This window comes from bacterium (assembly GCA_019912885.1).
Classification (GTDB): Bacteria; Lernaellota; Lernaellaia; order JACKCT01; family JACKCT01; genus JAIOHV01.
Genome location: JAIOHV010000197.1, coordinates 32409 through 53192, shown reverse-complemented (window position 1 = coordinate 53192; position 20784 = coordinate 32409). Strand labels below are relative to the sequence as shown.

Sequence of the window (20784 nt, the reverse complement as noted above, 5' to 3'; positions counted from 1 at the left end):
AGGGAATGACAACGGGAAACGTCGAGGTGCTGCCGGTCGAGCTGCTCGAAACGAAGGCGAGCCGACGATTTTCGGCTCGCACGGACTCGGCGACCGTTTACCCGAAGACATGGCACGAAGAAGCCTTCAAGGCCGCCGACCATTACCGCAAGGCGGGATATCCCCGTTCGATCGTCAACGCCTTCATCACACTGGCTTTCGGCGACGCCATCTTCGCGCAAAAAGTCGTCGATGAGAGCGGCGAGGATCTCGGCGAAGACAGGCTTAAGGAGGTCAACGGGGCGATCCGGAAAAAGAAGGTTCTCTCGCACTTGAAGCAGCAGATTCAGCAGCTGCTCGTGAAAGGGGATCTCGTCGGTTTCTGGGAAAGCGACCGCGACATGGCGCGCGTCGTCAATCCCATCGGCATCGAACCGAAATACGAGAAGGGCGAGCTGAAAAGCGCGATCCAACTCCCGGTCGACAAAAAGGGGAAGGCGCGAACAGGCGGGCTGGGTGAAAGCCTCGACATCGAGGGTCTTTTTCATGCGCGCTGGGACGCCGCGGAATTCGAGGCTCACGGCAATTCCATGCTGTTGCCCGCGTTTGAAGAGATTGAACTTCTCGGGGATTTGCGAGCCGCGGATCGGGCGATCGCCAAACGCTGGGCGAATCCGATCCTGATCGCGCGCGCCGGCGGCATGTTCGGCAACAAGCTGATTCATTGCACGCAGGACATGCTCGATGACATGGCGAAAAACATCGACGAGTCGGACAAGCGCAGCACGCTGATCTGGCCGTATTACTACGACGCGAAGCTCCTTGGCACCGAAGGCGAGGTTCTCGATACCGATACCCGCAAGAAGTCCGCGCAGGAAGCGATCGCCGTCGCGATGGGATTCCCCCGCACTCTTTTGACCGGCGACGGCGCCACATTTTCGACGGCGCAGGTGGCGAGCGAAAAACTCGCGCTCACGCTCGACGCGATTCGCGAATACGCCTGGGCGTATCTGGATTGGCTGTTCGGCTTTCTCGTGCGTGGCGCGACGGTCGAATGGGGTCATCGCGGTTTTTCCCAGTTCTCGACCACGGCGTTCAAGGAGATGGTCGGGAAACTTCACGAACAGGGAATCATCAGCCGCCGCACCGCCCAGACGTGGCTCGCGATCAATCCCGACGAGGAAGCGGCTCAGGCCGCGCAGGACGAAATCCGCGTGCGCCCGACGATGAGCGTGCAAGACATCATCGGGCTCGTTTCGACCGGTGTCATCACGCCGCAGGACGCAGCGGAGATGCTGGGATTTGATCCGGGCAAGGCCACGGGAAGCGCGACGCAGGACCCGGCGACGGTCGCGGGTCGCGCCAACAACGGTGTGCCGCCCAACGACAAGGCCGCGTAAGCGTCGTGCGCGTTCGCCCCGCCAGAATCGCTCGGGCGCGTGTCGCGAAGAAATTCGCGCCGGCGCTTCGTCTCGCACGGCGGCGCTCGGCGATCGCGCGGTCGCCATCGAAGCACGAGCACCGCGCGGCGTCGATGGGAACAGGCGCGAACGTCCTCGCCGATCGGATACAGCGATCCGCCGACGACGCCATGGCGAAGTTGCGCGAAAAATCCGACGCGCATCTTGGCGAATACTTCGAGCATCTCGCCGCCGCGGAAAAGGACGTTCGGCAGGCGATCGCGGAATTCACGCTGGATCCTCAATCCGAAAGTCCGGCCAAGCTCGCGCGCCTCGAATCGCTGAAGTCCGAAATCGATCGCATCGTCGACGACATGAAGGCGCGGCACGAGGGGCTCGCGGAGCGCCAAACGGAGGAGGGGTTCGACGACGGCATCGGCTCCGGCGTCGCCGGCATGCGCGCGCGCCCCGCCCCCCGTGGATGGGGAGTCCTCACAGACGCGCAGATCGCAACCGCAACGGCGCGCGCGGCAACGCTGATCGACCGGGCGGGGCTGGAGTTTCTCTCCGCGTATCGTCTCGAGCTCGCCGGCAACGTCGCCGACGAACTGAAGTCGAAAATCAAATCGGCGGTCGCCGGCGGAATCGTCCGTGGTGATTCGATATCGACGGTTGTCCAGAACCTCGGCCGGGTCATCACCGACCCGGAAAAATTTCGCCGCGCCGGGCAGGAAACGCCACGGGGATTCGTGGGGCGGGTATTCCCCTCGGCCGCGAACCGGCTTGCCGCGATCGTCGAGACGGAAAACAACCGCGCCCACAATCAGGGGCGCGTGGCCTTTTACACGGATGTCGGCATCGGGCGCGTGCGGTGGCTGACGTCGGGGCTGTATGACTGCCCCGTCTGCTCGCCGCGAAACGGCAAGGTCTACAAGCTCGACGAACTCCCGACGATCCCCGCGCACACGCATTGCGACTGCGTTGTCGTCGGAGAGCCGGATGTCGATGACCGTGACGAGATGAGTGCGATGAAAGCCCCCGGGGATTACGGTGTCGTCGATGAGCCGGATTCGCCCCCGACAAAAAAAACCGGTGCGAAATCGAGGTTTGAGCCGAAAAAAATCAAGCACCTCCGTGGCGTCGAAAACCACATCAAAAGCGAATACGGAATTCAGAGCGTCAGCTTGAAGGACGCGACGATTGAAGTCGCGCAGGAAACGGCGCGCGCGGTGGAGGAGATGTTTCGTCGTGGTTACCCAATGCCGAGGACCATCAGCACCTACGCGCGGAAAGATGGCGTGCTGGCAATGGCGGACCACGAAAGCGTTTCCCTGAACGTGACATCATTGAACAAGATGGAAAAGGCGATTCGTGCCGGCAAGAACAAGATCGATCCGAGGTGGTTCAGGGACAACAGCACGGCAGGCACGGTTAGACACGAATTCGGGCACGTCGCGCATCGCCAAAGCGTACCTGTTTCCGATTTGAAAAAAGCAATGAAAATTTCCGAGGCCAGCCCGCATGACTTTATTGAAAGTCTCGCCGATGGAGTCGAAATCGAGAACTGGATGAGCAAATACGGAATGACGAAAAACGCCGAATTCATCGCCGAGACCATCTCGGCGCACACGGGCGGGCAGCCCGTTCCGCCCGCCGTGTTGAAGGTTTATAATGCGGTTGGCGGCCCGCCGCTGAAATGAGGCAACGATGATCCCCGCGAATGGTTCGCAGTGCGACGCGTGCAAGAATAAGATTGATGACGCCAATCCACATGTCTGGAAGTGCCCCGCCTACCCGGATGGCATCCCGGTGGCGTTTTGGGGCAGCGAGCGCGCGCACGACGCCGTTCAGGACGACCAAGAGGGCGATACCGTATTCGAGCCGGTTGACGGCAAATCGAAGGCCTCCGACTTCATCCCGGACGTTTCGCCTGCCGAGTTCATCAAACGCCTTTTCAGCTAGGGATTGTGTTGATTTTCAGTTCCGCAAACGCCGCTCGCCCAGGTTTCTAAAAAACACGCCGCCCTCCCTTTGTAAAAATTCTCTCGCGTAATCTTCGACTCGCTAAACGAGGCGTAAGCCTGTTGATCGAGGGAAGCGAGTGAATTTCGGTTTCCACAAAATGGGAGCACGTTATGAAAGCCTGCTGAAAGGCGTCGGCGGCTATCTGCGTCGTCGCGAGCCCGTGTTGGAGGCGGCGACGCAGACGGTCCCCGCGCCCGAAATCGGCGCGCCATCGCTTCAGCGCCAGCTTCTCGAAATCGACCTTATGCGCTCCCTCATGACGGGCGCCTCGCGGTTGCCCGTGCCGACCAACAGCGCCGGCCACCACGGCGACATGGTCGCGATGATGCCGGCGCCGCGCCCGCCGATGCCCCGAACGATCTGGGTGCACGGCTTCTGGGACGCCAGTTCTTTCATCGATCAGCTCTACCAGTACGCCGCCGAGGATCCGGAAACCGACATTCTCGTTGCGATCGACTCGCCGGGCGGCCGCGCTTACGGCCTTCTCGCGATGCTCGACGCCATGGATGCGTGCGGCGTTCCGGTTCGCACCTGTGTCTTCGGAACCGCGATGTCCGCGGGTTTTTTCCTCGCGGCGCACGGCGCGAAGGGCAAGCGCTTCGCCATGCCTCGCTCGACGGGGATGGTTCACGAGATTTCCGGCTGGACGATGGGAAGCCTCGGCGACCAGAAGGCCGACATCAAGGAAATGGAGCGACTGAACAATCTCGTGCTCGACATCCTGGCCGCGGACACGGGTATCAGCGCGGACAAGATCAAGGAAGCGCTACGCGAGAACCCGGAAGGCATGCGCGACAAGTTCCTCGATGCGGCGGGCCTTGTCGAATTCGGCGTGGTCGACCGGATCGCCGGGAGCCTCGCCGACGTGGTTCCCGTTTCTCCTGTCGGCGCCGACAGCGCGGGCGATGGCGCCAGCATCACGGGGGGCGGCGATGGCCAATGAGATCCTCGAAATGTTGAAGCGCGACGGACGCGACGGCGAGGAGCTTTTCGCGTTCGCCAGCGTGGCCGACGCCGCGATCCGCATGGAGCCGGCCGCAAAGGGGCAGCCCGGCGAATTTTTCCGATTTGTCCTTGATGCCGTGGGGCGCAACGACAACGGCACGCGCCTCACGCGCGAGGAAGCGGGCGCGGCCGCGAAATCCGCCGTCGGCAAGAAAATCAAGATGGCGACGCAGCCGATCACCAAGCCCGGCGATCTTCACGAGCGCTCCTTCACCTCGAAGGTCGGAAAGATCGTCGAGGCGCAGCTCGTCGGCGACAAGCTCGTTTGCCGAGGGCGCATCTACGACACCACCGAGCATCAGCGCCTTTGCCGGGAGAGCCTGGCGGACGGGGATATCGGATTCGTCAGCAAGGAAAACTCGTTCGCCGAGGGTGAGTGCAGCAAGTGCGGAAAGCATTTCCGCAAGAAGCGCGACATCTGCGCGCACCTGCGCATCGATCCGGCCACCGGCTGGATCATCGGGACGAGCCAGGCCGACGTGATCATGCACGGGGTGACCTATTCGGCGGTTGCGCTTCTGGACAAGCCGGGAGCGCACGCCGCCGCGAGAATTCTTGAAGTCGCGGCCGAAAATCTCGCGACCACGGAGGAAAACATGGACGGAAAAGACGGAAATCTCGAGACGGCCGCGGCGAAGGCCGAGGACCTGCAGGCGGCGGAAAAGCGCGTCAAGGACCTCGAAGAGCAGGTGGCGAGCCTGACGAAGGAGCGCGACGAGCTGCACAAGCGCGTCGAGACCTTCGAAGCCAAGGAGAAGGATCGCGCCGTCGAATCGCTCATCGCGACCATGGAAAAAAAGGGCAAGACGTTCGCCGACGGGAAGGCGAAGGCCGACGAAATCGCGAAGCTCAAGGCCCTTTCGGCCGAGGCGTTCGCCGCGAAAAAGGAGGCCTGGGAGGAGCTGCCCGAGCCGAAAGCCGCGACGGATGAGAAGGCCGGCGACGAGGCCAAGCCCGGGAAGACGGACGAGCCCGCCGGCGAAACCGGCGCGTCGAAGATCAACACCAAAAAGGGTGGCGCTCCCGCCGACCGTTCCGACCGGAACGACGGCGCCGATCCCGTCGCCCTCATGCGTCGCCGCGTCGGCGCGCGCTAACGGAGGGACGACATGGGTTTCATTCGAGATTTGGCGGGTGACGGCTTCGTCGACGGCACCATGGACGCCGCGGAGAACATGACGGCGGCGCAATGCGTGCGCATCACCGACGAGGGCACGGTCGAGGCGAACACGGACGCCAACGTTGCGTCGGCGGGTTTCCTGCTGACGGACGCAACGGCCGGCCAGAAGTGCGCGGTGCTTTCGGGCTCCTCGCTCATGGAGACCAACGCATTCGCATCGGCGCCGACCCCCGGCCAGGCGGTTCGCGCCGGCAGCGACGCTCTCCCGGAAGGCGTCGATCCCGACTCGCTCGGAGACGGGGAATTTTCGCTCGGCATCGTCCGCGCGGTGACCGGCTCGAACATCACGTTCGGCCGCAAGGAGGGCTGACATGGCCGTTGAACTGAACGAACTCGAAACGCAGGCTCTCTCCCGCGAGGAGGATGAGCAGCTCATGGAAACCGTCGCGGAGGCCTACGAGCAGGAGGACTTCGAGACGGTCGCCGAGATCATCGCCGTGCCCTTCGCGAAGGTGGTGAAGCAGCGCGAAATCACCTCGCTCCTGCTCAACAAGGACGTGCGCGACGACGGCGACCGCACGGTCGTCGTGACGACCGACGATCTCGTGGCCTACGTGTCCGACCTGAAGGGCCACGCCAAGCAGGTGGACATCGTGGAGAACGAGGTTCCGGTCTTTTTCCAGCGCATCTTCACGAACCCGATGTTCGACGTTCGCACCTTCCGCAAGGGGCGCATCGGCGATCTCGCGAAGATCATGATGCGCGCCGGCGAAATCGTCGCCGAAAAGCGCGACAAGCGCACCATCGATGTCATCCGCGCGTCGATCCAGCCCGGTTTCACGGTGGACATCAGCTCGGGCTCGGTCTTCACCAAAGCCGCGTTCAAGAGCGCCACGTCGATCGGCGAGGACATCGGCCTGCCGCTGAAATACATCCTGATGCGCGGCGGCCGCAACCAGGATGTCGAGGGCTTCGCCGGTCTCGCCGATCCGGTCGCCGCGGATCTGCAAACGAGGGGGGTCCAGTCGATCACCTTCAGCGGCGGGAACTTCGTCAACTCCGTCCACTGCGAGGACACCGAGGCCTTTTTCTTCTTCGACACGCAGATCGGCGACTACGTCCTCGAGAAGGAGGACCAGGTCGAGATCGAGCAGCCGCAGAAGTTCAAGCAGGGCGTGCTCGCGTTCGAGGAGTCCGGCGTTGCGATCTACAACCCGAAGGTCGTCCGCGTTCGCATCACGACGTGATCCGGGCGTCCGGCCGGGAGAAGGCATGCGATTCAAGATTGTCAGTGAAGCCGCCGTCGTCCACGTCCCCCGGGGCGACGGCGGCGATGAGCTCGTGTTGAAGCGCGGGCAAATCTACGAGCTTGATCCGAAGGATCCGGCGGTCGCGCATCTGATCGCGCGCGGCGGCTACCTGCTGCCCGCGGAGCTTCCCCAAAAGCCCGCGCCGCTTATGGCGCCGCCCCCCGTGGAGGGGAAATCCGGCGCGGCCAAGGCGCCGCCATTGGCCGTGCCGCCGCCCCCGGCGCCTCCGAAGTCCGAAACGAAAACGCCATCGGCGAAACCTCGCCGGGGCCGTCCGCCGAAAGGCGGCCGGAAGTAAGGCATGGAACTGACGAGCCTCATCGACAAACTTCGCGCGGACCTTGGCGAGACGGCGGATTCCCTGCCGCGTGCGACCGCCAAGCGCATGATCGAAAAGGCTCTCGTGCGTCTTGCGGCCGACGGCAAAGGCGCGTTCACGATGACCGGCGACGAGGAATCCGAAACCGTCTCGCCCGATCCCAACGCGACGCAGGAGGAGCTGATTCTTCTTCTCGCCGCGTATTTCTGGGCATCGGTCCAGCGCAAGGCGTCGATCGGCCGGGCGTTCTCGTACAAGTCGGGCGACAAGGCCGTCAACCGGATTTCGACCGCGACGAACTGGAAGGAATTCGCGGCCGAGCTGCTTGCGATGTATCGCGAGGCGGCCGGCCTCGACAAGATACCGCCGGTTGAAGGACGCATCGGCGAGATGGGCGCCGCCTACACCGAGGCGACGGCATGAGCGAATTCGACCTGACCCCCGCCGAAGTCGAGATCGTCCGAAACGACATGCGCGGCATGATCGAGGCGAGCGACACGATCGCCGAGGTGAAGCGCCCGCTCGTCGCGAACGAAGGCGAGTTTGACGGGCCCGTCGAGGAAGACACGACGGCCGTCGCGTCGATCAACATCGAATTCGTCACGGATGCCGATGCGCCGGTCCTCTACGAGGGATCCGACGGCCTGGCCAATTGCCTGCCCGATGCCGACGTGACCAAGCGGGACATCCTGATCGTGACGCGCCCCGGCGGGATCGAGCCCGAGACCTTCCGCGTTCGTCACGTGCAGCCGCTTCAGCTCGGCGCGATCGTCACGCACAAGCGCCTCGAACTCAAACGGGTGCAGGGCGAGGCGGAGGAGGGCGGCTGATGGCGGGCTTTGAGGTCAGCGTGAAGGTTTCCGGGCTCGGCCATGCGACCGCGCTCGTCCGGAACTTCGCGCGCGTCCATGCCCGCGAACAACGGCGCGCCGTCGTCCAGTCGGTGCGCCAGATCGAAAAGTACGCCAAGTACAAGGCGCCCGTCGGAACGACCGGCGACCTTCGCGCGTCGATCGCCGGCCACGTTACCTCGGATACCGAGGGCGCGGTCGGCACGAACAAAGTGTACGCGATGGCCGTGGACAGCGGCGCGAAGCCGCACGCGATCAAGGCCAAAAACGTGAAAGCCTTGACGATCCCGCGCCGCTCGCCAAAGGGCCACAAGTCGCTTACGAAAAAGACAAAAACGGGCCGCGCGAAATTCTACAAACGCCTCCAGTATCGCGACGCCGCGAACGCGCCGAACAAGCGGCACCTGGACGTCGAATTCGATTTCGCGCGCCGCGTTCACCATCCCGGCATCCGCCGGCCGCAGCCGTTCCTGACCTCGGCCGCGCGCGCCGGCAACGGGATCGTCGTGCGCGAAGCCCGGCGGGCCGTCGCGCGCGCGTCGAAGGGAGGCTCCTGATGGCAAGCCTCAAGCGAGCTTTCGGGCAGATCATCGAGGACGCGGTGCCCGGGCTCGAGGCCTTCGCCGACGACGCCGCGAACCGGAAATCGAAGTACCCGTGCGTCGACGTCGCGCAGAACGGGCATCGTTCGATCCGCCGTTTCGCCGGCCGGACGAGCTACTACAAGAAAGACGAGTCCGGAAAGCCGACGCACGCGGTGAAACACAGCACGGTCGCGACGACGCTGACGTTCACGGTGAAGGCCGCGGGCACGAAAGAACTTTCGAGCGAGGACCGGTGCCTGGATCTTCGCAACGCGGTGTATGCCAAGCTCGCGGTTTTGCAGGCGCAGGGCGCGCTTTCCATCGCCGATCCGAAAACGGATGAAGACCTGAACGTCATTCGCCTGGCGGTCACCGGCATGACCGACCCCGCCGTCGACACGACCGGCGAGCCCATCGTCCACGCCGCCTCGGTCGAGGCCGAGGTGCAATTCCGCGAAATCATCGAGCGGCCGATGAACACGTTCATCAAGTCCGCGAAAGTCGTCCACGAGGTGATTCATGTCGGGACGTAAGCGCGGGCATCCGCGCAAGGAGAAAACGCAAGAAATTCAGGCGCCGATTGCGCTGCCCCCGGAGATGCCTTCTCCGCTCGCGCCGCCACCGCCGTCGCCCCCCGCTTCGAGCGGGGTCGAATACGTGCCGCCGGCGCCGATCGATGACGCGCCGCAGGCGTCGGTCGCGGCCAGGCGCGGCCCGAAGCGCCCGCTCGACGCCCTGATCAAAAAGCACCGTGTCAGTCCGCTCGCGGCCCCGATGCTTCGCAAGCAGCTCGGCCTTGCGGCGGGCGACATGATCGACGAACAGACATTCATCGAGGGCTGGGGGCGCTTCCGCAAACAGCCGCTCGGGAGGTAAGCCGCGATGGGCGAGCCGAGAATCGAAACCGAATACGAGGACAATTTCCAGTCCGACGCGCCGACAAGCCTCGAACATCGGATCCTTCTGATGGGCCTTGGCTCCGACGGCCCGCTTCACACGAAGCAGACCTTCTCCGGCATGTCCGGCGTGGCCGCCGCCGAGGAGATGTTCGGCACGTCCCAACGCCTGCCGCGCGCGGTTCGCGAGTCGATTTCGGCGGCGGTGCTGAACAAGAAGCCGCTGACCGTCGACGCGATCCGCTGCGGCGACGGCGCCCAAAAGGCGAGCTTCGTCTGGTGGGACAACGGCTCGTCGGCCGCGTTCGTGAGCTTTGAATACGAATACACGGGCGACGGCGGCAACGACTGGCAGTTCATGGCCGAGGAGGGCGAGGAGGAGGGCGATTACGTCGCCTCGCTCCGCCGCGGCGAGGACGGCGACGTCACGCAATTCGAGGGCACGAAGGAGGAGATCGTCGAGGCGGTCAACGATTCGAGCCTTTCGATCACGGCCACGGCGGGGGGCGGCGAGACCGCGGACCTCCCGGACTGGACGGATTTCGAGGGAGGGACAAACGGCACCTGGACCGGCGACGAATTGATCCTCGCGCTCGACCTTGCCAAGGACGAAAAGACGCTGCCCCTGCTTCTCACGCTCGACAACGTCGGCGAGGGGGACGACGGCCTTCGTGAGGCCCTCGCGACGCACGCCGCCGACATGCTGACAAGCCAGCAGGTCGAGCGCCTGGTCGTCGTCGAACTGAAGGCCTTCGAGACGGAAAATCCCGTCAACTCGAGCGCCTGGCGCGAAGACGTGCAGGCGTGGGTCGATGGCCTCATCGAGGAAACGACGGGCGAGGCGTACCGCGAGCTGATCGGCGTCGCGGGCCAGCGCACCTACACCGACGGCGACGGCGAGGAATACGTCGCCTCCACGGCGGCGCAGTTTCTCGGCGCGTGGTTCGCGGAGAACATCAACCGCTCGCCGGTCAACATCCTCGTTCAGAACGGAGGCGACCTCGAGCCGGAGATCCCGGTCGAGATGCGCAACGACCTGGCCGACGCGCGGATCAGCTATCTGCGCACCGAGGAAGGCCGCGGCGTGATCATCGGCAACGACCGGACGCTCGCCGAAAACACGAGCGACTTCAAATACGCCGAGGTGATCCGGACGATCTTCACCTGCGGCATGGAGGCGCGCGAGGCCGGCAAGGTCATCTGGGGCCAGCCGAACGATCCCGACACGAACGACGGCCTCGCGGCCTTGCGGATGGCGATGGAAAAGCCGCTGGAAAATCGCATGCCGAACAGCCCGAGCGCGGGCCGGCGCGGCACGATCGCCGGGTACGAGAGCGACGTGACGCAGGACGCCGAAGGCGATGTCGATTTCGATATGGGCATTTTGAACACGAGAACGATGCGACGGGTCCGGCACCGGGTCCACGTCGAAAGGAGCTAGCCCATGGCGGCCGAAGAATTTGAAGTCGCAGACGGCCCGACCCTCGAGGACATCGTCGTTCTCGTCGACGGCGTGCCGCTCATGACCTGCCAGAACGCGGACTGGGAGGAAACGCAGGAGAAACCGATCATCCGCGGCCCCGGCGGGAAGAACAAAAATCCGCGCGGCCGCGTGCGCAAGCAGCGCGAATACAAGGTGACGTTCGACTGCACGGGCGTTAACGCCGGCGTCCTCGAACGCCCGGAGGACGTGCCCGCCGGCGCCGGCGACCGCAAATCGTTTTTCCTGAACGGGAAGGAATACAAAAGCCTTCTCGACCTCAAGAACGTCACGATCCAGTTCCGGTACCCGGAGGTCAACGGCTCGCGGCGCACGCCAACCTTCAAGGGTTTCGAATTCACGAAAAACGCCGGCTCGATGTCGCTCGACGACGCCGAGGGGCGAAGCCTCGAAGGCGATGCGACAAGCGGCGAGGGCCTCATCTAAACCCTTTGCCATGCAGGAGTGACGCATGACCAGTGACCAAGCCGCCCCCGTGGACGAAAAGGCGGCGGGAACAAACACGACCGAGCCCAAGCCGACGGAATCGAAGCCGAAGGCCTTTGGCCCGCCGTTCAACGATCTCGATGACATCGACGCCCGCGAAGCCGCGCGCGCGTGGATCAAGGACAACCCGGACGCGAAGCTATTCACGTTCAACATGCCCGACGATCCCCGCGACTTCGTCGGCCGCGTCGGCTCCTATCAGCGGGTCGTCAAACTCGGAAAGGCCGTCGAGAAGAACGAGGGCGACCTGAAGGCCGCCTGGAACCTGATCGACTATCTGCTCGTTTACCCCAAGCCGTCGTACGTGGAACTCGACGACCATTTCGATCCGGGACACGTCGTGAAGATGCAGGGGCTGCTGCTCATCGGCAACGGCTTCGACGGGACGGATTCCGTAAAAAAAATCTGGCCCGCTCCCGGTTCGAATTCAAGCGGAGCGGGTACGAAAAAGTAAGGGCGATCATCTGCCATTGGTTTCCGCGTTACGGCTTCGCGGACATCGACGAGATGGACTTCGACGAGATCGCGGAACACATGGCGGCGGCGGAATATTTCGAAGAGCGCGAGAGGCGGCGATGGAAAGCCCTCGGCGGAAAATAGGAAAGACGCGATTCGGGAAACCTGACCCCAAAACGACGAGCGATGCGATGCTCCTGATTGACGGCCGGGGGCGCTGAAATGTTCGGCGCTCTCGGCAATTTTTTGCACCAGATCCGGATCAACTTCGTCGGCGTCAATAACGTCAGCACGCCGGCCAAGCAGGTGACCAACGATCTGAACAAGGTGAAGTCCGCCATCGCCGGCGTCACCAGTTTCGCCAAGCGCCTGGCCGTCGCCGGCGTCATCACCGGGGCGCTTTTCGCCATCCCCGCCAAAAGCGCGATCGCGTTTGAAACCGGCATGGTCGATGTCCGCAAGACGACGAACCTCGCGTTTTCTGACATCGAGGAGGGCATCACCGGGATCGTCGACAACGGTGTGCCGACGACGATCCAGGGCCTGCAAACGATCGCGGCGACCGCCGGGCAACTCGGCATCACGGGCGCCAAAAACATCTTCAGCTTCACCCAGGCCGTCGCGAAGATGGAGGCGGTCTCGGACCTTTCGGCCGAGGGCGCGTCCTCCGCGTTCGCCGGCTTCGCGAACGTCTTCAAGATCCCGCTCCAGAACGTCGAGAACATGGGAAGCTCGATCAACGAGCTCTCCAACACGACGAACGCCTCCGCGCAATTCATCGTCGATGCCATGGCCCGCATCGGCCGGCCGATCGAGAACCTGACCTTTCAGCAGGTCGCGGGCCTGGGCGCGACGCTTGCGGACATGGGGCTCGGGGCGGAGCGCGGCGGCACGGCGCTTCGGAACGTCTTTCTCCGGATGCAGACGCAGGCCGGCCAGGCCGCGAAGATCATGGGCGTCTCGGTCGGGGAATGGCAGCAGCGCGTCCAGACCGACGGCATCGGCGCGTTCACGGACCTGCTCGGGAAGATCAAGGAAATCAACCCGGCCGTGCGCGCGACCGCGATCAAGGGCATCTTCGAGCAGGAGGCCGTCGAAACGGTCCAGCGCCTGGCCGGCGGGCTCGACAAGATGCGCACCAACCTTGGCCTTTCCAATTCCGCGTTCGCCGAAAACATCTCGCTCACGAACGAGCTGAAAAACGTTCAGGACTCCGCGGGCGGGAAGCTCACGGTCATCGGCAACCAGATCAAGCTGATCGCCGCCTCGCTCGGCACGCCGCTCCTGGACCCGCTGAAAGCGATCCTCGACGGCGTCGTCCCCATCGCGCGCGCGTTCCGGGATTTCGCCCGGGCGCATCCGACGTTCCTCAAATTCGCCGGGGTGATCGGCCTTCTCGCGGCGACGACCTTCGTTCTCGGCGGCGCGTTCCTGTTTCTCGCGGGCAAGGTCGCCTTCGCGGTGATCGCCATCGGCGGGCTGTTCGGCGGCACGGGCTTTGTCGCGCTCGCCAATTGGTTGCAGCTCGCGCGCTTCGGCGTCATCGCCCTGGGCAAAGCCTTTCTCGGCCTGCTCGCCAATCCCGTGGTCCTTGCGATCGCGGCGATCGCGGGCGGTCTCTACCTCGCCTACAGACACTCCGAGACGTTCCGGAATGCCGTGAACGGCGTCGTCTCCGTTCTGCGCGACAAATTCGAGGTCGCGCTGACGAGGATCTCCTACGCGATCGGCTTCGTCTTCGGCTACGCCTACGGGACGTGGATCAAGCTGAAGCGCGTCGCCAACGACGTGTTCCCGTATATCGGCGCCGTGCTTCAGGTGCTTGCCGGCATCTTCGTGTCGGTCCTGAAACCCGCGGTCATGGGCACGCTCGCGCTCTGGACCTCCGCGTGGCCGGTCATCGCCGTCATTTTCAAGGGCGCGTGGAACAACATCGTCGCGATCGTCCGGTTCGCGTGGAATCTGGTTTCGGGCATCGTCGGAACGATGGTCACCACCGTGGCGGGGATCATCAAGGCCGGTGCACAGCTATTGCTCGGCGACTGGCGCGGCGCTTGGGCGACAATCGGCGAAGTGGTCGACGCGAACATCAACCTGGTCGTCGAGCAGCTCAAGAACTTCGGGAATCTGATTTCGTCGCTGTGGGGCAACTTCAAGGAAGCCGGATTCGGCCTCATCACCGCCTTCGTCGAGGGGATCAAGACCGGCTGGACGACGCTCAAGGACGGTCTCGGCGGCGTCCTCGGCAAGGTGCTGGCCTACCTGCCCGGCTCCGACGCGCGCCTCGGGCCCCTGTCCAATCTGACCGGCCGCGGCATGGCCTTCTCGCAAACCTTCGCCAAAGGCATGGACCTGGGCGCGCCGGCGATCGCGTCCTCGGCGAACGAGGCCTTCGGCCCGGTCTTCGACGATTTCGATTCCGGCGGATCCACGACGAACAACACGCGCAGCTCCCGCCAGATCGTCGTCAACATCCAGCCGGGCGCGTTTGTCGTCTCGGGCGCAAACGCGGAGCAGACGCTCGCCGACTTCAAGAAAAATCTCCTGGCGGTCCTGCAAGACATCGGCGACGAGCTCGAGGGCGTGAGCCTTGGCGCCGCTTGAGGACAACCCTTACGAGGATGAACAGCCGATCACCGTCAAGCTCTGCGAGGCGGCCAAAGGCGAGGGCGGGGCCTGGGTGCCCGATTTCGCGACGGTCCTCTACGAGTTCCCCCCCGTCGGATCGGTCGCCGTTCGCAACCAGGCCAAGGTGACCGAGGAAGGCAAAAAGGACGCCTCCACGAAATCCGTGCAGGCCAAGGACTTCGAGCCGGTCGAGATCGTCTTCCAGATCGAAATCCTCTCCGACGAGGAAGGGGGCGACCTGTCCGCGATCGACAAATACGACGCCATGCACGCCGCGCTGAAAGCCAAAAACGACGCGGGGGGCAATCGCCTGTTCGCCGTCCGCCACCCGATGGTCGATCGATCGGACCTCGAATTCGTCTACGTCGCGCAATTCGAAGCCGCGGACACCGTCGGCGCGGACCTCGTCACCGCAAACGTCACCCTCCGCGAGATCAAGGCGCCGGCGACCGCGCGAAAAAAAGGCGACGGCGCCGCCCCCGGTGGAGGGGACGGGGGAAGCGGGCCGGGCGCCGGGTCCGGAGGATCAAGCGGCGCGAACGGCTCGGGCAATTCGGACGCAACCCTCCCGTCCAAATCCCCGAAAACCGAAAGCGAAAAACAGCGCTCCGACGCCTTCCGCGACGGCCTGCGCCAGGCAATGGGGCTTGGAGACAACGGCTGATGGCGCACGTTTTCCAGACGCGGAGCGACATCCTTGTCGCCGGCGGCGTCGAGTTCGCCGACATCGCCAAAAGCGCCGTCGTTTCGGCGTCGGCCTGGGCGCGGCCGCGGACCCTTCGCGGAGTCGTCGAGGACGGCATCGGCGATCTTTCCCCGCTCCTGTCCCAGGACGCCCCGCTTTCGTTCGCCTGGACCTTTGACGGCGAGCGCCAGCCCATTTTCTCCGGCAAAATCTTGAAGGCCGTCCCCCGCGAAAATTTCCAGTACGAGGTCTTCGCCGCGGATGCCTGGAATCTTCTGCAGACCGTAAAATTCACGCGCACGTTCGAGTCGCAGACCGTCGCCGAGATCCTGCGGACGCTTGTCGGCGAGCTTGGCATCGACACCGCTGGCATCGCGGAATCCGAATTCGTCATCGACAAATTGCCCCTGAATGGGCAGTCCGTCGCCGAGGCGATCGCCGCAATGGACCTGCGCGCGAAAACAAAGTCCGTCGCTTTCCTTGACGAAAACGGCGTCTTCACCTGGACGACGCGCACGGCCGCGATCGCCGCCGAGTCCTCGATGACGCTTTACGAGGACGGGGACCTTCTTGACATCGACCGCCTGCGCAGACGGCTGGTGACGTTCGGCCGCGTCATCGAGCCGGCGGCGGTGATCGATCTCGCCGCCCTGGACGAAACCGTCTCCCGCCTGTTCGCCGCGAACGTGGAAACGCAGATCGACGGCCGCGGCTCCCGCGTCATCGTCGATTACGAATGGGTGGGCGCGGCGTGAGCAACCACCGGATCGCGGCGGAGCTAAAGCGCATCTTCGAGTCCGCGCCCCCGGATCTTCGCCGCTTCCTTAGGCCGAACGTCCCCGGCATGGTCATCGCCGTTGACGACGACGCCCACACGGTGGACATCGAGGTGAAACCCGACGAGGACGCCGAGGATCCGACGCCCTGGCTTCTTCCGAAGACGCCGGTATCGTGCCTGGCCGGCGGGGACGGCTTCGGCGTCTGGGCGCTCCCGGAAATCGGGAGCGAGGTCAACGTCAGCTTCCGCGGACAGGACATCACGCAGCCCCGCGTGGACGGGGTGGACTTTCTCGCCAACCGCACGCCGCTCGGCAGCCGCGTCGGGAGCTTCGTCTTCGCGGACAATTCCGGGCAGCGGATCGTCCTGCGTCCGGACACGGGTGAGGTTGTCATTCGCGCCTACAACCTTGACGACGAGGTCGCGGGCACGCGCAGCGAGCGCACGGCGGGCAACGCGAACGGCGAGGTGCAGGGCAACGATTTCAAGCGCGTGGGCGGCAACCGGGAGCGCACCATCGCCGGCGACGACACCGTCACCCTCGAGGACGGCGCGCGCCATTTCGTCAGCAAAAATTTCGAGGAGCACGGCGACTATTCCGAGGAAATGGGCGCCGTCACGCGCGACTATCAGCACGCGAAAATCGTCCACGGGGCGGCCCGCCGCAAGGTTTCCGGCCGCGAGGATTACGACGTCGCCGGCGACCGCAAAAAGAAGGTGCTCGGCGACGAGGACGAGGCGGTTGCGAAGAACAAATCCGTCGTCATCGGCGGCCGCCTGCGCATCATGGCCACGGGCCTTGCGCCCGACGGAAGCCTGCCCTCCGGCGACGATCTCGTCTGCGTGGAAATCGGCGGCCCGGGCCTGAATGTCTTCGGCGGGAAATTTATCCCGGGCACGAGCCAGCCGATGGTGAACGGCTTAAGCCTGGCCGTGTACCTCGCGACCTACCTCGAAGCCCTGAGCGCGGCCGTTGGCGTTTACAACCTGGCCGTCGCCGGGCTTCCGAATCCCATCACGCCGTCGTCCCTGTCCGGCATCACCGCGACGCTGACAAGCTCGATCGAGACGGCGACGACCAATCTCATCGTCGCTCTGTTCGGCTCGCCGGCCGTCCCCGGCCTCCCGGCGCTCCCGATCCTGAGCCCGCGTGTCTATTTCGGCGGGCCGTTCTAGTGGGCGGTTGGAAGCCCGCGAAACTGAAGCTGCGGGAGCAGGCCGCGCCCGTGGTGGAGAGGCTTCGCGAGGAGGCGGAAGGCGAGGAGAGGCGGGCGCGGAAGCTGCTATCGATCGAACCTCACGACTGTCGCGGCAAAAACGGCCGGATGCCCAGCCAGCGCCAATCGACGAACGGCGCTTGAAGGCGTTTTCGTAAATTCCCTTGCAAAGAACATTTCGATCTGATAAAGGTCAAATGAAGCAGAAAATCTGAACCAAGGGGTGCGGGAAGTTGTGTTCGCAATCCATGCAAATTTGCCCGTCGTTGCCGGTCGTGAGTGAAGCCGTTAAAAGGCGGGTTTACGATACGCGTTCTGGGACGCGCGGGCGACCGGAGAATGACGCGCGGGAGCGTGGCCAGCAGCGCGTACGAATTCGGGCGCGGGGGAGGAACATCACCTGGACTGGCGATTCGCCGCGAATCGGGCCTCTTTCGTGCGAGCGGGCTGCGATTTTTTCAACGGTCCTCTAAACAAGCGCGATGATTCTTGAACGATCGATAAGTAAATAAAGGAAACGTAAACATGCCAAATCGCATTAAAGCCGATGATGATTTTTCAGACACGATGGATCATATCACAGACCATGTGTTCCCGCCCCATCCAGTTCACGATGACCCGCGTTATTTTCAAAGTCTAATAATGGACGTTCGCCGCGAGCTGATTGACGGCCAACACGCTAGATTTTGCCAAGATCTCTCTGAACGTGATATCAGCACAGCAGTGGATGTAACATCGCTGGGCCCGTACGAACGTCACACGGTTGCGACGATATTACAAAGTCCTGGTCCTTTGGTAGCGATCGTCGGTGGGGCCGGCGCTGGAAAAACCTCGTCGATTAGATATATTATTAAACATATAATCAAAGGCGAGCGCCGAAATCGAAAGAACCAAGAACATCATAGAGCCTTGCCGTATATTATGCTGGACTTTAACAAGGCGGATTTTAAACAAAAAATGAAAACCTTAGATGGCGACGGTACGGGCCAAGAAAAGTATATCGTCAGGTATTTCGCAAAACAACTCGAATCCGAAATAATTGCAAATATTGATGCAGAAAGTCTCGCTGAAATTCTAATTTTCGCGATCAATTTAAACAGGAGATCAATCGACGAAGGTGGCTTTGAAAGTAAGTACCAACAGTTAAATGATTACGCCCAAGAGGCAAAAGGCGTCAGTAACATTGACCGATTGCTAAAGAATGGCAAAATTAATCACGATTTATTGTTAGCGTGGTGTCGGTCGTTTACAAGTGCAGACCGCCTCATTTTTTGGCTCGCCGTGCTGGATTCAATAAACAGAGATAAAGAGCGCAACTCATTTAAAACCGTACTTCTCATTGACAATATTGACCCGTTGCAGGAGTATTTACAGCAACATATAATAGCACTTCTGCTTCCGATATCGCAATATTTAACGTTTCAGATTCTCGTTCCAGTTAGACTTACAAATTTTGAGACAAATGTCGCTTCACATCCTTTTTTCTATTACTGCCACTCGGGCGCGATGCCAACGGATATTGCCGTTCGTCGTCTTTCGCGATTTTTATTAGATCCGTCTTCGTATGATGCTTATCAAACAATAATTGAGAGTGACGTACGCGCGACGATGTATGCGAGACTTTTCGAGCTGTGGCTACGACTGCAATCACGGGACGACGATTTTCGAAATATATTCGAAGCACTGTGCGGAACAGACATAAGAAATGCGATGTATATTTCCCAAGCGTGGGCAAAAAGTCAAATTATCAATCGGGATTACGCGTATTTAGAGGGAGGCAGCGAAGACGTTCAGGCATCATTATCGACGACGATTGCGTTCACGGCAATTTCAGAATCTATTTATTACTCATCGATGTTTGTCAATAAATACAGCAAAGATAATGGCGTAATTAGTTTGGTAAATGGGCGCGGCGAAGAGGAGGCACAGACACCAATTGGCGAGTTTTTTGCAAAAAAAATCGTTGATGCATGGTGTACTATGTTTATGAGCGTAAGTCAGCATCACGGCGCTAAATCGGGAGCGATGTTAAACGATATATATAGAAAAATTCCGGCCGTTGTCGAACTATATTCGAAGCAAGAAGACTACTATAATTTTTTAAGTCAAGCGGTTGCAATTGCTGTCAGGCGAAATAAAAAGGCGTCGCGTTCGAACGAGTTTAGTGTTGAGGTAATTAATAGTATTATAAAAACTGTCACAAATACGGTATCGACGTCACTACAAAGTATCGGCGTCCCAACTGAGATTACAGAAGTTGTTAAAAATTTTTTAATAGGATCAATTGAAAAAGGGCGCGAGTTCGGATTTGGGGACCGTATTGGGCGACCCCCTTTACGACGAGACCATGTGAAAGATCCGGAAATAGCAAACACGAAAATCGTCCAGCAATTATTGCGAGTAAATAATAGATTTGATGCGGCTAGGGCGCTATTGGTGACTGAGCCATCGGGGAAATCGGGGGATTCTGGATACGCCGCAAATGTGTTTTCGTACGATGGAAAACAATTGATGCCTATGGGTCTTCGTATATTGTATTTATTGAGTGAAATCTCTTCTAATAAAATGCGAGTAGCGCTTTTTTACGACGAGATGTACCGGCATTTCACAGTTTCCGGGCGCTTGAATGAAGAAAAATTTAATACCTATTTGTTGTTGACAATCAACAATATGGCGGATAAAAAACGTCAAGTTGTGTGGGTTGATCGCAGGCTTTCCTTCGAGTCTATCGCAGAGCTTATGGCTCACTCAAATATTTCGAACATATCTTTGTCGATTACAGGTGTAAAATATTTCCAAAATTTGATAAGTCATCCGGTTTACATGCAAACGTATCTATCTCGAATGCCATACATTATTGATAAATACAAAAGTCGCTACGGCGCGTTTGACGAGGGATATATCGAGAGTCGGTTGCGGCTTGCGTTGGTTGGGCTGAATGAATTATTTGACGAGGAGTACTCCAGATTATGTGATATTCAGCGGTCATCTCTGGCGGATGTTTACAGAATGCGGTGTAATGAATTGAACTGCAGATGTTCTGCGACGGACCTTTATGTTCGAAGTTTCAACGCATTTATGGAGTCGTCCACCTCGCATCGGGCCACGTTGACGCGGAAAGGCGACAAGTACCTGCCATACGTATCTGTGATTGATGACTTAATAGTTGATTGGTTCTCCGACTTGGCTGGCCAAATTGAAAAATTAAAGGTGATGTTTGAAAGCGTTCCCGCGAAATGGCTAGAGGAAATCGAATGGGTTTCGAGTTTCGTGGCATCACATGTTCCACAGCTTAGTGATAAAATCGGTATAAGTCTACAGAAAATAAGAGGCGTGTGAACAATATGTTTAAAAAAAATGTTCTTCCAAGATTATTGTTAATAGGTCGGCGATATGAAAACCTTAGGTCGGAAAGCAGCGGGAGGCAGTGAAAAGGGCGTCGAAATATTGGTGGGGCAAAAGCGGCTTGGAGGTGACCTCCGCCGCAGGATCATTTTTCGTCGCAATAGTCTGCCGTTTCATTGCCTTGCAGCGCGCAAAGTTC

21 protein-coding genes are annotated in these 20784 nt (G+C 61.0%); all 21 read left to right on the top strand.

The window, feature by feature from the left end; genetic code table 11:
* The first annotated feature begins 5 nt into the window (after positions 1-5).
* Complete coding sequence (locus K8I61_17335) at positions 6-1379, top strand: hypothetical protein (protein MBZ0273806.1); 1374 nt, start codon at positions 6-8, stop codon at positions 1377-1379.
* 191 nt (positions 1380-1570) lie between these two features.
* Positions 1571-3079 (top strand): hypothetical protein, encoded by a 1509-nt coding sequence (locus tag K8I61_17330; GenBank protein MBZ0273805.1) that lies wholly within the window; start codon positions 1571-1573, stop codon positions 3077-3079.
* A gap of 7 nt (positions 3080-3086) precedes the next feature.
* Positions 3087-3341: a hypothetical protein gene (locus K8I61_17325; GenBank protein MBZ0273804.1), complete on the top strand. Its 255-nt coding sequence runs from the start codon at positions 3087-3089 to the stop codon at positions 3339-3341.
* Between the two features lie 160 nt (positions 3342-3501).
* A complete protein-coding gene (locus K8I61_17320) occupies positions 3502-4347 on the top strand; it encodes an ATP-dependent Clp protease proteolytic subunit (GenBank protein MBZ0273803.1) in 846 nt (281 codons plus the stop codon).
* The gene (locus tag K8I61_17315; protein ID MBZ0273802.1) at positions 4337-5506 is read left to right on the top strand and encodes a hypothetical protein; all 1170 of its coding nucleotides are present in this window, start codon (positions 4337-4339) and stop codon (positions 5504-5506) included. Before K8I61_17320 ends, K8I61_17315 begins: the two co-directional genes overlap by 11 nt.
* Positions 5507-5518: 12 nt before the next feature.
* On the top strand, positions 5519-5899 hold the full coding sequence (locus K8I61_17310) for a hypothetical protein (protein MBZ0273801.1): 381 nt from the start codon (positions 5519-5521) through the stop codon (positions 5897-5899).
* Position 5900: 1 nt separating this feature from the next.
* A complete protein-coding gene (locus K8I61_17305; protein ID MBZ0273800.1) occupies positions 5901-6776 on the top strand; it encodes a hypothetical protein in 876 nt (291 codons plus the stop codon).
* A gap of 25 nt (positions 6777-6801) precedes the next feature.
* Entirely contained in the window at positions 6802-7137 is a 336-nt protein-coding gene (locus K8I61_17300) for a hypothetical protein (protein ID MBZ0273799.1), read from the top strand.
* A 3-nt stretch (positions 7138-7140) separates the two neighbouring features.
* Positions 7141-7581, top strand: a complete 441-nt coding sequence (locus K8I61_17295; GenBank protein ID MBZ0273798.1) for a hypothetical protein — start codon at positions 7141-7143, stop codon at positions 7579-7581.
* Positions 7578-7988, top strand: coding sequence for a hypothetical protein (locus K8I61_17290; GenBank protein ID MBZ0273797.1), 411 nt, complete (start codon positions 7578-7580; stop codon positions 7986-7988). Before K8I61_17295 ends, K8I61_17290 begins: the two co-directional genes overlap by 4 nt.
* Positions 7988-8566 carry an HK97 gp10 family phage protein gene (locus tag K8I61_17285; protein ID MBZ0273796.1) on the top strand — a complete coding sequence of 193 codons (579 nt, stop codon included), beginning with the start codon at positions 7988-7990 and terminating at the stop codon, positions 8564-8566. The genes K8I61_17290 and K8I61_17285 overlap by 1 nt, the downstream gene beginning before the upstream one ends.
* The gene (locus K8I61_17280; protein MBZ0273795.1) at positions 8566-9126 is read left to right on the top strand and encodes a hypothetical protein; all 561 of its coding nucleotides are present in this window, start codon (positions 8566-8568) and stop codon (positions 9124-9126) included. Before K8I61_17285 ends, K8I61_17280 begins: the two co-directional genes overlap by 1 nt.
* Positions 9113-9469, top strand: coding sequence for a hypothetical protein (locus K8I61_17275; protein MBZ0273794.1), 357 nt, complete (start codon positions 9113-9115; stop codon positions 9467-9469). The genes K8I61_17280 and K8I61_17275 overlap by 14 nt, the downstream gene beginning before the upstream one ends.
* A gap of 6 nt (positions 9470-9475) precedes the next feature.
* Entirely contained in the window at positions 9476-10930 is a 1455-nt protein-coding gene (locus tag K8I61_17270; GenBank protein MBZ0273793.1) for a DUF2586 family protein, read from the top strand.
* A 3-nt stretch (positions 10931-10933) separates the two neighbouring features.
* Entirely contained in the window at positions 10934-11416 is a 483-nt protein-coding gene (locus K8I61_17265; protein ID MBZ0273792.1) for a hypothetical protein, read from the top strand.
* A gap of 25 nt (positions 11417-11441) precedes the next feature.
* Positions 11442-11930, top strand: coding sequence for a hypothetical protein (locus K8I61_17260; protein ID MBZ0273791.1), 489 nt, complete (start codon positions 11442-11444; stop codon positions 11928-11930).
* Positions 11931-12154: 224 nt separating this feature from the next.
* Positions 12155-14536 carry a phage tail tape measure protein gene (locus K8I61_17255; GenBank protein ID MBZ0273790.1) on the top strand — a complete coding sequence of 794 codons (2382 nt, stop codon included), beginning with the start codon at positions 12155-12157 and terminating at the stop codon, positions 14534-14536.
* Complete coding sequence (locus tag K8I61_17250; protein MBZ0273789.1) at positions 14523-15224, top strand: hypothetical protein; 702 nt, start codon at positions 14523-14525, stop codon at positions 15222-15224. The genes K8I61_17255 and K8I61_17250 overlap by 14 nt, the downstream gene beginning before the upstream one ends.
* Positions 15224-16000, top strand: coding sequence for a hypothetical protein (locus K8I61_17245; GenBank protein MBZ0273788.1), 777 nt, complete (start codon positions 15224-15226; stop codon positions 15998-16000). Before K8I61_17250 ends, K8I61_17245 begins: the two co-directional genes overlap by 1 nt.
* Positions 15997-17199: a phage baseplate assembly protein V gene (locus K8I61_17240; GenBank protein MBZ0273787.1), complete on the top strand. Its 1203-nt coding sequence runs from the start codon at positions 15997-15999 to the stop codon at positions 17197-17199. Before K8I61_17245 ends, K8I61_17240 begins: the two co-directional genes overlap by 4 nt.
* Positions 17200-17765: 566 nt before the next feature.
* Entirely contained in the window at positions 17766-20579 is a 2814-nt protein-coding gene (locus tag K8I61_17235; GenBank protein MBZ0273786.1) for a hypothetical protein, read from the top strand.
* Positions 20580-20784 lie beyond the last annotated feature (205 nt).